Consider the following 12124-nt stretch of genomic DNA (forward strand, 5'->3'; position numbering starts at 1 on the left):
AAGGCCTGAGCAAGCAGGAGATCATGCGCTGCCTCAAGCGCTACGTCATCCGCGAAGTCCACACGTCGCTACTGGCCGACTTCGACCACCTGGCCACCGCCACTTGACGACGATAGGAGCATCCCCGACCAGCCCCGCCCGGCCCCGTCGCCGCTGGTGACGGGGCCGGTCCGCGTCCCCGCCCGGTCGCCGCCGCGGCCGGCCGCCCGGGCGCACCCGTGCCCCGGCCTGCGGGAACTGCCGCGTCTCACCCGGACGGGTGGCCGCTCTCCATAACCTGCAGGTCACGAACACGCCGGGCTTTGCCCCAGAGCGCGGATCGCCCTCTACAGTCACCGCTCATGTGTTCTGGCTCACAGTCCGTTGCCGGGTGCAACCAGTACGGGTCGGTGGTGGACCCGTGCTGAGGATCGACTCCCTGCGGGTGACCTACGGCGGCGCCGTCCAGGCGGTCCGGGGCGTGACCATGGAGGTCCCCGACGGCAAGGTGGTCGCCGTCCTCGGGAGCAACGGCGCGGGCAAGTCCACGCTCCTGCGCACCATCTCCGGGACCCTCTCGCTGCACCGGGGGAGGGTCGAGGAGGGCACCGTGCGCCTCGACGACGTCGACCTGGTGCGCCGCGACCCCGGGAAGATCGTCCGCCTCGGCGTGGTGCAGGTGCCCGAGGGGCGGCGCATCTTCAGCCGCCTGACCGTCGAGGAGAACCTCCGGGCCGGCGGGCTGAGCAGCCGGGACAAGGCCGCGAAGGCCGAGGCGCTGCAGCGGGTGCACGACCTGTTCCCGGTGCTGAAGGAGCGCGGCTCCCAGCGCGGCGGGCTGCTCTCCGGCGGCGAGCAGCAGATGCTCGCGATCGGCCGGGCGCTCATGACCAGCCCGAAGCTGCTGCTGCTCGACGAGCCCTCCCTCGGCCTGGCGCCCCGGATCATCGGGCAGATCGGCGAGGTCATCGCCGAGATCAACCGGCAGGGGACCTCGGTGCTCCTCGTCGAGCAGAACGCCACGATGGCCCTCGGCGTCGCCGACCTGGCCTACGTGCTCGACGTCGGGGAGGTGTCGCTGTCCGGCGACGCCCGGGAGCTGTCCCAGACCGACGAGGTGCAGCGCCTCTACCTCGGCCACGGGAGCGAGACGCCCCAGGAGCAGCGGACGAGCACGGCGCCCCGCAAGACCCTCTCGCGGTGGACGGCATGACCGCCGACCTGCACCAGGGGCAGGTGCGCAGCGACGTCCCGCCCCTCGAGGTCCGCGACGTCACCGTCCGGTTCGGGGCGATCCAGGCGCTCTCCGGCGTCTCGTTCGACGTCGCGCCCGGCACCATCCACGCCATCATCGGCCCGAACGGGGCGGGCAAGTCGACGATGTTCAACGTCCTCTCGGGGGTCTACAAGGCCTCGGAGGGCGAGGTCCGCTTCGGCGAGCACCGGCTCGACACGATGCGCCCCTACAAGATCGCCGGGATCGGGGTGGCCCGGGCGTTCCAGAACATCGCCCTGTCACCCACCCAGAGCGTCGCCGAGAACCTCATGCTGGGGCGGCACCACCTCACCAGGGCCGGCTTCCTCGCCGCCGGGCTGCGGCTGCCCCGCGCGACGCGCGAGGGCCGGCGGCACGGCGAGAGGGTGGCCGAGATCGCGGACTTCCTCGAGCTCGGGCCCAAGCTGCACACCCCGGTCGGCGTGCTGTCCTACGGCGACCAGAAGCGGGTCGAGGTGGCCCGCGCCCTCTGCACCGAGCCGCGGCTGCTGCTGCTCGACGAGCCGGTGGCCGGGATGAACGCCGAGGAGACCGACCGGATGGCCGAGGCGATCCGGGAGATCCGCTCGGCGCTCGGGATCTCGATCATCCTCGTCGAGCACGACATGGGCATGGTCATGGCGCTGGCCGACCGGATCACGGTGCTCGACTTCGGCCGCCGGATCGCCGACGGCACCCCCGCCGAGGTCCAGGCCGACCCCGAGGTGATCCGCGCCTACCTCGGTTCCGGCGAGGACGAGACGCCGGCCGAGTCCTTCACCGCCCACCACGGGGCCTCCGGTGGTCCCGCCCCCGGCTCCGGCTCCGGGTCCGGGGCCACCGCCACCCACCCCTCCGACACGCCCGGGACGCCCTCGTGACCCAGTTCCTCTCCCTGCTCGTCAACGGCATCTCGCTGGGGACGATCTACGCGCTGATCGCGCTCGGCTTCGTGATCATCTTCAAGGCCAGCGAGGTGGTGAACTTCGCCCACGGGTCGCTGCTGCTGCTCGGCGCCTACACCATCGCGGTGACGGCGGACGACCTCGGCTTCGTGGGCGCCGCCCTGCTCGGCATCGTGGTGACCGCGGTCGCCGCGGTGATCATCGAGCGGCTGATCATCAACCAGCTGCGCGGCGCCCCGGTGATCAGCCTGGCCATCGTCACCATCGGCGTCGACATCATCATCCTCACCGACCTGATCCGCCGGATCGGCTCGGACATCCTCAACGTCCCGCACCCCTGGGCGGGGGACTCCCTCCGGGCCGGTGGCATCGGCATCAGCGTGAACCGGGCGGTGGCCATGCTGGTCGCCGCCGTCCTCATCGGGCTCTTCTTCCTGGCCTTCAAGTACTCGAGCTGGGGCGTGGCGATGCGCGCCTCCGCCGAGGACGGCGAGACGGCCGCGCTCATGGGCATCCGCCAGGGGCAGGTCTCCGCGCTGGCCTGGGTGGTGGCCGGCGCGCTGGCCGCGGTGGCGGCCCTGTTCCTCGTCGGGTCGCCCACCCCGGGGGTCAGCCCGGCGGTCTACACCGTGGCGCTGGCCGCGTTCCCGGCGGCCATCCTCGGCGGCCTGGACTCCACGGGGGGCGCCCTCGTCGGGGGGCTGCTCATCGGCGTCGCCGAGACGATGGCCGCCGGCTACCAGGACGAGATGCTGTTCCTCGGCCGCGGCTTCGGCAGCGTCGTCCCCTACATCGTCATGCTCCTGGTCCTCCTCGTGCGGCCCTCCGGGCTCTTCGGGACGAAGGAGCTGACCCGTGTCTGAGCAGACCCTCGCGCGCGGCGCGAGCCCCACGGGCGCCGGTTCCGCCACGGCACGTCCGGGGCGTGACTGGCGCTCCTTCGTCAAGCCGGTGCTCATCGGCGCCCTGCTGCTGTTCCTGCTGGTCTTCCCGCTGTACTTCGAGGCGTTCTGGCTGCGCACCGGCTTCGCCGTGGCCGGCGCGATCGTCGGTGCCATCGGGCTGAACCTGCTCGTGGGGAACACCGGCCAGCTCTCCCTGGCCCACTCCTTCTTCCTCGCCGTGGGAGCGGTGACCTACACGTTCTTCTCGGGGACCGAGGGGGGCTTCGGTGACACCCAGGTGTCCGGCCTCGGGTGGCCCCCGATCCTCGGCATGGTCCTGGGGGTCCTGCTCGCCGGCCTGGCCGGCCTGATCTTCAGCCCCATCGCCGGCCGGCTCCGCGGCATCTACCTCGGCGTGGCCTCGCTCGGTCTGGTCTTCATCGGCCAGCACGTGCTCAACAGCTGGACGTCGGTGACCGGCGGCTTCAACGGGCGCTCGGTGCCGGACTTCACCCTGTTCGGGTTCAGCTTCGGCAGCGCCGACCCCGAGTTCTCCGTCCTCGGCGTGCCCTTCCGCGAGGCCGAGCGGCTCTGGTACCTGGGTCTGGTCCTCGCCCTCGGCGCCTACGTGGTGGCCCGCAACATGCTCCGCAGCCGCGGGGGCCGGGCGCTGGAGACCCTGCGGGACAGCGAGGTCGCGGCCTCGGTCATGGGGGTCAACGTCCAGGCGTACAAGGCGCGGGCCTTCCTCATCAGCTCGATGTACGCCGGCCTGTCCGGGGTGATGTACGCGCTGAGCATCGGCAGCATCGCACCGGAGTCGTTCGGCCTGTTCGTCTCGATCCAGTACCTGGCGATGATCGTGCTCGGCGGGCTGGGGTCGGTCGGCGGGGCCGTGCTCGGCGCGGTCTTCGTCGCGGGGCTGCCGCTGGTCTTCCAGCGCTACGCCGACGTGCTCCCGCTGGTGGGCGGGGTCGGCGGTGGGGCCCTCGCGGCCGGGGAAGCCGCCCGCTACCTCTACGGCCTGGCGATCATCCTCGTCATCCTCTTCGAGCCCGCCGGCCTGGCCGGGTTCGCCCAGCGCTTCCGCCGACGACGAGCTCGACCCGGCGGCAAGACCACCCGTCCACCCCTCGACCGGTCCAGCACGTCCGAACAGAGCACCAACGTGTCCGAACGCCCAGCCCAAGGGAGCGACCCAGCATGACGCGACGTAGAGCACTCCGCACGGCCACGGCCCTGACCGCCCTCGCGGTGGTCGCGACCGGCTGCGGGACCCGCGCCGAGGACACCGGGGGCGGTGGCGGCGGGGGCGAGGCCGGCGACGTCGCCACCGACATCGGTGTCGAGGGCAACACCATCACCCTCGGCGTGCTGACCGACCTGACCGGTGTCTTCGCCGCCCTCGGCAACGACATCACGAACGCCAACCGGCTGTTCTGGCAGGAGAACCAGGTCTGCGACACCTACGACGTCCAGCTCGAGGTCCAGGACACCGGCTACGTCCCGCAGAACGGCGTCCAGCTCTACGCAGGCATGCAGGACAGCGTCCTGGCGATGCAGCAGACGATCGGCTCGCCGATCAACACCGCCCTGGCTCCCGAGTACGAGGCGGACAACATCGTCAACTTCCCGTCCGCCTGGTCGGAGACGCTGACGCTCATCCCGGGCACCGGGGTCCTCGGCGCGACCTACGACGTCGAGCTCGCCAACGGCTACCAGTACCTGTTCGACCAGGGCCTGCTCGCGGACGGCGACACGGTCGGGCACATCTACTTCGAGGGCGAGTACGGGGCCAACGGGCTCGAGGGCAGCCAGGCGGTCGCCGAGGCGCGCGGTCTCAACCTCATCGAGGCGCAGATCACGCCCCAGGAGCAGGACATGAGCGCCATCGTCAGCCAGTTCAACGCGGCCGGCGTCAAGGCCATCGTGCTGACCGTCGCACCCGCGCAGACGGCGTCGGTGGCGGTGGCCGCCCAGGCCCAGGGGCTGAACGTGCCGATCCTCGGCAGCAACCCGGTGTTCGCGCCGGGCCTGATGGACGGTCCGGCCGCGCAGCCGCTGCAGGACAACCTGTACATCGCCGCCCCGTTCGCGGCCTGGGACGCCCACCCCGAGGTGCTGGAGGCCTACCAGGCCGAGTTCCCCGGCGCGGCCCCGAGCCTCGGCGCGCTGTTCGGTTACGGCATGGGCGAGGTCATGAAGCAGGTGCTCGACACCGCCTGCGAGAACGGCGACCTCACCCGCGAAGGCGTGCTCGAGGCCTTCAACAACCTGGAGGAGGTCGACACCGGCGGCCTGCTGGTGCCCATCCGCGGGTTCGAGGAGGGCCAGTCGCCGAGCCTGGAGAGCTTCGTCCTCCGGCCGGCGGCCGACGTCCCCGGCCGGGCCACCGTCGCCCAGGACGCCTTCCAGGGTGACCTGGCCGAGGACCTCGCCTCCGAGGCCGACTGAAAGAAGGTCCCTCTGCAGGAGCCCGCCGCGAGCGCGCGGCGGGCTCCTGCAGAGGGGCCGCTCGTCCCACCCCACGACACGCTCCGCGCGCCGCGGGTCCCCGGGACGAGGCCGGGACGGCGCCCCTCCCACCCGGGAGGGGGCGCCGTCCTCGTCCTGCCGGCCCCGGCTCTACAGGGCCCGGCGGCGGGCCACCGGGACCAGCCGCACGGCGAGGGCGGCGGTGAGGACGGCGGCGGCCTCCAGCGGGACGGCAGGGGACGTCGCCCGCGCCGCGGTCGCCATGAGGAACGGCACGGCGAACCCCAGGTACGCGCAGGCGAGGAAGACAGAGGTCAGCTCGCCGCGCCGGGTCGGTGCGGCCAGCCGCCCGACGACGGTGAGCCCGGCCGCGAGGCAGAGCCCGCCGCCGGAGCCGAGCAGGGGAGCGGCGGCCAGCAGCCACGGCCAGGCGCCGGTGGCCACGAACAGCGCGGCCGCGCCGAAGCCCGCGGCCCCCAGGCCGGCGCCGGTGACCGCCGTCCACTCGCCCAGCCGGCCCTGCAGGCCCGCGACGAGCGTCCCCGCCCCCAGGGTCACGCCGGCGAGCACGCCGGTGACCGCGACCCCGCCCGCCGGCAGCTCCCCGAGCAGCGGCACCGCGGAGATCACCGAGGACGGGAAGGCGTAGACGCACACCGCGACCGGCGCGACGACCGTGAGCGCCAGGACGGCGCTGCCCGGGGGCAGGAGGGGCACCGCCGGCGCGCCCGGCACCCGGCGACCCCGCTGCGCCGCGGGCACCGTCTCGGGCAGCCGCACGGCCACGGCCAGGGCGATCCCCACCAGCGCGGCGTGCAGCAGGTAGGGCAGCACGGTCGCGGCGGGGCCGAACTCGCCGAGCAGCCCGCTGGTGAGCGGGCCGAGCGAGAAGCCGGCCGTCATCGCGACCGCCGCCCGCCGCCCGCCCGCGCCCTCCCCGGCCGACAGGGACAGCTCGCCGACCCAGGCGCTGCCGACGCTGAAGACCACGCCGCTGACCACGCCCTGCGCGAAGCGGGCAGCGAAGAGCAGACCCAGCGAGTCGCCGGCGAGGGCGAAGGCCAGCGAGGCCAGCCCGGCCAGCGCCACCCCCGGGACCGCCACCCGGCGCCGGCCCAGCCGGTCCGACAGCGGGCCGGCGAGGAAGAGAGCGGGCACCAGCCCGGCGGCGTAGCAGCCGAACAGCGCGGTGAGCACCTCGGCGGACAGCCCCAGGCGCTCCTGGTAGACCAGCAGCAGCGGGGTCGGCACGTTCGTGCCGGCGGCGACCGCGAACAGGGTGAACACCGCCCGCCGCCACGCCACGGGGGGACCTTAGGGACTCCGCGGGCCGCGCGCCCGCCACCGGCGGAGGGCGGTGCCGCGCGCCGGGCCGCCGCGGGGCAGACTCGCCCTGGTCGTCGTGGACTACAGGAGGAGGATCCCCGTGCGAGATGCGGTCATCTGCGAGCCCCTGCGGACCCCGGTGGGGGGTTTCGGGGGGTCGCTGCGGGACGTGCCGGTCCAGGACCTCGCGTCCACGGTGATCCGGGCGCTCGTGGAGCGCACCGGCCTGCCGCCGGAGTCGGTGGACGACGTCCTGCTCGGGCACTGCTACCCCACGATGGAGGCCCCCGCGCTGGGCCGCGTCGCCGCCCTCGACGCCGGCCTGCCGGTGACCGCCTCCGGCCTGCAGATCGACCGGCGGTGCGGCTCCGGCCTGCAGGCGGTCCTCTACGCGGCCATGCAGGTGTCCTCCGGCGCCTCCGAGGTCGTCCTCGCCGGGGGCGCGGAGTCGATGAGCAACGCGCCGTTCTACACGCAGGCCGTGCGCTGGGGGGTCAAGGCCGGCCCCGGCGTGCTGCTGCAGGACGGCCTGGCCCGCGGCCGGGTCACCGCCGGCGGGCAGCACCACCCGGTCCCGGGCGGGATGCTCGAGACCGCCGAGAACCTGCGCCGCGAGTACCGCATCCCGCGCGAGGAGCAGGACGAGTACGCCGTCCGCAGCCACCAGCGGGCCGCCGCGGCCACCGACGAGGGCCGCTTCGCCGACGAGATCGTGCCGGTGACCGTGCGGTCCCGGAAGGGCGAGACGGTCGTCGACCGCGACGAGCACATCCGCCCCGACTCGACGGTGGAGACCCTCGCCCGGCTCCGGCCGATCATGGGCAAGGACGACGCGGAGGCCACCGTCACCGCGGGCAACGCCTCCGGGCAGAACGACGGCGCCGCCGTCTGCGTCGTCACGCACCCCGACAAGGCCGCCGAGCTGGGGCTGCGCCCGCTGGTGCGGCTGGTGTCCTGGGGCATCGGCGGCGTGCCGCCGCGCACCATGGGCATCGGCCCGGTACCGGCCACGGCCAAGGCCCTCGACCAGGCCGGGGTCGCGCTCAAGGACGTCGACCTCATCGAGCTCAACGAGGCCTTCGCCTCCCAGGTCCTCGCGGTGACCCGGGAGTGGGGTTTCACGCCCGGCGACTTCGACCGGATGAACGTCAACGGCTCGGGCATCTCCCTCGGCCACCCGGTGGGGGCCACCGGCGGGCGCATCCTGGCCACCCTGGCCCGCGAGATGGTCCGCCGCGACGCCCGCTACGGGCTGGAGACGATGTGCATCGGCGGCGGGCAGGGCCTGGCCGCGCTGTTCGAGCGGGTGGGCGCGTGAGCGAGGCCGTCGCCGGGGGCCCGCAGCGCGTCGCCGTCGTCACCGGTGCCGCCCGCGGCATCGGCGCGGCCACCGCCCGGCGGCTGGCCGCCGACGGCCTCGCGGTCGCGGTGCTCGACCTGCGCGAGGAGGACACCGCCGACACGGTGGCGCGGATCCGGGCCGCCGGGGGCCGGGCGGTCGGCGTGGGCGCGGACGTCGGTGACGCCGACCAGGTGAGCGCCGCGGTCGAGCGGGTCGCCGCCGAGCTCGGGCCGCCGCTCGTGCTGGTCAACAACGCCGGCGTGACCCGGGACAACCTGCTGTTCAAGATGACCGACGCCGACTGGGACGTGGTCATGCACGTGCACCTGCGCGGGTCGTTCCTCATGACCCGCGCCGTGCAGGCGCACATGGTCGAGGCGGGCTGGGGCCGCGTGGTGAACCTGTCGAGCACCTCGGCGCTCGGCAACCGCGGCCAGGCCAACTACGCCACGGCGAAGGCCGGGCTGCAGGGGTTCACCAAGACCCTCGCCGTCGAGCTCGGCAAGTACGGGGTCACCGCCAACGCCGTGGCGCCGGGCTTCGTCGTCACCGACATGACCCGGGCCACCGCCGCGCGGCTGGGCCGGGACTGGGACGAGTACGTCGCCGAGCGCGCGGCGGGGATACCGGTGGCCCGCGCCGGGCAGCCCGAGGACATCGCGCACACCGTCTCGTTCCTGGTGAGCGAGGGGGCCGGGTTCGTCTCCGGGCAGGTCCTCTACGTCGCCGGCGGCCCGCGGGGCTGAAGAGGAAGCGGAGTGGGAGGGACGCGTTCCCCGCGCCGTCCCACTCCGCTCGGCCGCCGGTCAGTGCCCCAGCAGGGGCTCCCACCGGCCGGCCAGGGCCGCGTCCACCGCGCCGGCCCACCGCCGCACGTCCTCGGCGGTGCGGCCGGTCGGCGGGTCGGGCTCGCACCGCCCGACGAGGGCGTCGCGCTGGGCGAGCACGGCGGCGCGCTGCCGCGGGGTCCGCGTCCGCCAGGCCACCTCGGCCAGCAGCGAGAAGAGCCGGACGACGACGGTGGGGTCCTCGCTGCCGTACAGCCGGGGCTGGGTGACGGCGAGGTCCAGCAGCGCCTCGAAGTCCCACGAGGCGACCTGCAGCCGCTCCCGGCCCGACTCGTCGCTGACCCGGCGGTTCCGGGTGTCGCGGGCGGTGGCCTGCCCGAGCAGGGCGGAGACGTGCGACAGCGCGTGCACCGCGGTCGTCGGGTCGTTGATGCCGGGGGACAGCGCCCGCGCCGCGATGTCGACCAGCTTGCGCAACCCGTAGCTGGGGTCGCCGAGGTCGTAGCGCTCGTACTCGAGGGTGAGGTGGCGCCGCAGGGCGGCCTCGACGTCCTCGACGGGCACCTCGGTGCCCGGGGCGTCGGTCCACGCCCAGCCCACCGGCGTCCCCTCGATCACCGGGTCGCCGGGGCGCACCGCCAGCTGCAGCGAGGCGCCGCTGTCGGCCAGCGCCTCCAGCAACGGGGCCTCGGCCAGCTGCACGTAGAAGCCGCTGTCCCGCGCGCAGACCGGGCGGGCGCGCGGCGGCACCGGCGGGAGGTCCTCGTCGGGCTGGTCGTCCTCGGCGAGCTCGCCGTCGATGCGCCGCACCGTGGGCGAGGCCTCGGTGTGCACGTCGCGCATCATCGTCTCGACCCGCAGCTGCCGGGTCTGGTGGCTGAGGAAGACCACCAGGGCGGCCACCGAGGCCAGCGCGAGGACGAAGGCGACGGTGACCGAGATGCGGGGGACGAACGACAGGCCCTGCGCCTCGTCGGCCGAGCGCACGGTGCGCAGCACCGCGAGGGCGTAGACGAAGGTGCCGAGCAGCACGCCCAGGCACACCTGCACGACGCGGTCGCGGACGAAGGTCTGCAGCAGCCGGGGGGAGTACTGGCTGCTGGCCAGCTGCAGGGTGACGATGGTCAGCGAGAACAGCAGCGTGGTGACCGATATCAGCGACGAGGCGATCGCCGACAGGACCGTCCGCGCCGCCGACGGGCCGCCGGTGAACACGAACGTCACCGGGTTGTCCCCGTAGGCCAGGGCCTGGTCCAGCTCGGTGAGTCCGATGCCGAGGCCCACCGCGGCCGTGACGGCCATGGTGGGGATCGGCCACAGCGACCCGGTGACCGTGGCGCGGACCGCCTCCCAGCGGCTGCCGCGGGTCCGCCGGTTCACGAGGAGGGGTCCCGGTCGGGGTAGCGGGCGCGGGCCAGGGCGTAGACCCCGTACGCGGCGAACCCGGCCGCGACCGCCGACAGCAGCCACTGCCCGGCGCCGGCCGAGCCGATGGTGGTCAGGGCGCCGTCCAGGCCGGTCGCCGTCGACACGTCCTCGGTGACCGCCGCCTGGAACAGCAGCACCCCGACGAGGCCGAACGCGACGCCCTTGGCGACGTAGCCGACCCGCCCGATGACCTCGATCAGCGGCTCCCAGCGGTCGGGCGCGGCGGGCAGGTCGATGTCGCGCATGAAGCCACCGGTGAGGCCGCGGGCCAGCGTGTACACCCCGACACCCACCACCGCGACGGCGACCGCACCCACCATCGCGCCGCCGCCGGGGACCTCCAGGGTCTCGTCGGTGAGGTGCTGCAGGCGCTCGTCGGCCTGGTAGGTGACGCCCACGGCGAACAGCAGCGCGGTGCCCCCGAGCACGGCGTACACGGCCGCCTTGGCCAGGCACTTGGCGCAGACGAAGGCGGTGTGCGCGCGGTGGCCGGCGTCGAGCAGGCCGCGCCACCAGAGCAGCACCTCGCCGGCCTGCCACACGGCCAGGGCGAGCATGCCCAGGCCGACGGCCCACAGCAGGACCGGGCCGGCGGGGGCGCCGTGCAGCGCCTGCATGGCCCCGGTCTGGTCGGCGTCGGCGGCGGGCACGCCCCAGGCCAGCTGCAGCGCCAGGTAGGCGATGAGGAAGTGCATGAGGCCGTAGGCGACCAGCCCGGCCCGCGCGACGTGCTCGAGCACCGGGTGGTCGGTGACCTCGCGGGCGTGCGCGACCGCCCGGTGCAGGCGGTCGAGCAGCGGCCGGGCGGCCCGCACGGGGGTGGCCGTCAGGGTCAGGTCCGCTCGGGGTAGCGGGCCCGAGCGAGGGAGAAGGCGCCGAAGGCGGCGATCCCCAGGGCGACGACGGTCAGCAGGACCTGGCCGAACGGAACGTCCAGCAGGGTGCGCATGACCCCGCCCAGGCCGGAGGCCTTGGCCGGGTCGAAGGTGATCGCGGCCCAGACGAACAGGCCGCCCAGCACGGCCAGCGCCACCCCCTTGGCGGGGTAGCCGACCTGACCCAGGCGGGTCACCGTCCGCTGCGTGCCCGGTGAGGCGCCGGCCATGTCGACGCCCTCGAGGAACTTCTTCGTCAGGCCCTTGACCACGTGGTAGACGCCGACGCCGATGACGACCAGGCCGGCGACGGCCACCAGCCACCGCCCGCCCGGCCAGCCGAACACGCCCGACACCTGCTGCTGCTGTTGCTGCGACGAGCCGGAGGACCCGCCCCCGGTGGCGGCGCGCAGGGCGGTGACGGCCAGGGCGGCGTAGACCACGGCCTTGCCGACCGACTTGACGACCTTGCCGACGGCCTTCTTCCGCTGCTCCCCCGAGGCGGACAGCGCGCCGCGCCAGCGCAGCACCTCGGCGAGCTGCCAGGCGGCCAGCGCGACCAGGCCGATGCCCAGCACCCACAGCAGGGGGGTGCCCAGCGGCTGCTCGGCGAGCACGGCCAGCGCGCCGGCCTGGTCGGCCTGCTCCTGGCTGCCACCGCCCCAGGCCAGCTGGAGGGCCAGCCAGGCGATGAGCAGGTGCACCACGCCGTAGGCGATCAGCCCCACCCGCGCGAGGTTCTCCAGCGCGTCGCTGTCCCCGGGGGGGGGGGGGGGGGGGGGGGGGGGGGGGGGGGGGGGGGGGGGGGGGGGGGCGCCGGGGTGGCGCGCGCGCGCGGCGCTCTGCCGCGGGGGGAGGCGGGGGCGC

The 12124-nt window shown here is 74.5% G+C and carries 11 protein-coding genes; 7 read left to right on the forward strand and 4 right to left on the reverse strand.

Annotation, left to right across the window (positions count from 1 at the left end; genetic code table 11):
* Window positions 1-400 precede the first annotated feature (400 nt).
* From ACI8AC_RS24540 to ACI8AC_RS24560, 5 genes are read left to right on the forward strand one after another with little or no spacing between them, the layout of a single operon-like run.
* Complete coding sequence (locus ACI8AC_RS24540; protein ID WP_456900472.1) at window positions 401-1192, forward strand: ABC transporter ATP-binding protein; 792 nt, start codon at window positions 401-403, stop codon at window positions 1190-1192.
* Window positions 1189-2115: an ABC transporter ATP-binding protein gene (locus ACI8AC_RS24545; protein WP_456900482.1), complete on the forward strand. Its 927-nt coding sequence runs from the start codon at window positions 1189-1191 to the stop codon at window positions 2113-2115. Before ACI8AC_RS24540 ends, ACI8AC_RS24545 begins: the two co-directional genes overlap by 4 nt.
* Complete coding sequence (locus ACI8AC_RS24550; RefSeq protein ID WP_456900473.1) at window positions 2112-3002, forward strand: branched-chain amino acid ABC transporter permease; 891 nt, start codon at window positions 2112-2114, stop codon at window positions 3000-3002. Before ACI8AC_RS24545 ends, ACI8AC_RS24550 begins: the two co-directional genes overlap by 4 nt.
* Window positions 2995-4230, forward strand: a complete 1236-nt coding sequence (locus ACI8AC_RS24555; protein ID WP_456900474.1) for a branched-chain amino acid ABC transporter permease — start codon at window positions 2995-2997, stop codon at window positions 4228-4230. Before ACI8AC_RS24550 ends, ACI8AC_RS24555 begins: the two co-directional genes overlap by 8 nt.
* On the forward strand, window positions 4227-5477 hold the full coding sequence (locus tag ACI8AC_RS24560) for an ABC transporter substrate-binding protein (protein ID WP_456900475.1): 1251 nt from the start codon (window positions 4227-4229) through the stop codon (window positions 5475-5477). The genes ACI8AC_RS24555 and ACI8AC_RS24560 overlap by 4 nt, the downstream gene beginning before the upstream one ends.
* 171 nt (window positions 5478-5648) lie before the next feature.
* On the opposite strand, the gene ACI8AC_RS24565 is transcribed toward ACI8AC_RS24560, so the two are convergent.
* Window positions 5649-6803 carry an MFS transporter gene (locus tag ACI8AC_RS24565; RefSeq protein ID WP_456900476.1) on the reverse strand — a complete coding sequence of 385 codons (1155 nt, stop codon included), beginning with the start codon at window positions 6801-6803 and terminating at the stop codon, window positions 5649-5651.
* Window positions 6804-6924: 121 nt separating this feature from the next.
* Here ACI8AC_RS24565 and ACI8AC_RS24570 point away from each other — a divergent pair, with 121 nt between their 5' ends.
* Window positions 6925-8142 carry an acetyl-CoA C-acetyltransferase gene (locus ACI8AC_RS24570; protein WP_456900477.1) on the forward strand — a complete coding sequence of 406 codons (1218 nt, stop codon included), beginning with the start codon at window positions 6925-6927 and terminating at the stop codon, window positions 8140-8142.
* Entirely contained in the window at window positions 8139-8912 is a 774-nt protein-coding gene (gene fabG, locus ACI8AC_RS24575) for a 3-oxoacyl-ACP reductase FabG (RefSeq protein ID WP_456900478.1), read from the forward strand. Before ACI8AC_RS24570 ends, fabG begins: the two co-directional genes overlap by 4 nt.
* Window positions 8913-8972: 60 nt before the next feature.
* On the opposite strand, the gene ACI8AC_RS24580 is transcribed toward fabG, so the two are convergent.
* From ACI8AC_RS24580 to ACI8AC_RS24590, 3 genes are read right to left on the reverse strand one after another with little or no spacing between them, the layout of a single operon-like run.
* A complete protein-coding gene (locus tag ACI8AC_RS24580; RefSeq protein ID WP_456900479.1) occupies window positions 8973-10334 on the reverse strand; it encodes a DUF2254 domain-containing protein in 1362 nt (453 codons plus the stop codon).
* Entirely contained in the window at window positions 10331-11197 is an 867-nt protein-coding gene (locus tag ACI8AC_RS24585) for a DUF1206 domain-containing protein (protein WP_456900480.1), read from the reverse strand. Before ACI8AC_RS24585 ends, ACI8AC_RS24580 begins: the two co-directional genes overlap by 4 nt.
* Window positions 11198-11214: 17 nt before the next feature.
* Window positions 11215-11985, reverse strand: a complete 771-nt coding sequence (locus ACI8AC_RS24590; protein ID WP_456900481.1) for a DUF1206 domain-containing protein — start codon at window positions 11983-11985, stop codon at window positions 11215-11217.
* Window positions 11986-12124: the final 139 nt, after the last annotated feature.

This window comes from Geodermatophilus sp. SYSU D00758, from assembly GCF_054049955.1.

Coding starts and splice junctions, on each gene's coding strand:
- ACI8AC_RS24560 (WP_456900475.1), top strand. CDS start 4,227: ATGACGCGACGTAGAGCACTCCGCACGGCCACGGCCCTGACCGCCCTC.
- ACI8AC_RS24545 (WP_456900482.1), top strand. CDS start 1,189: ATGACCGCCGACCTGCACCAGGGGCAGGTGCGCAGCGACGTCCCGCCC.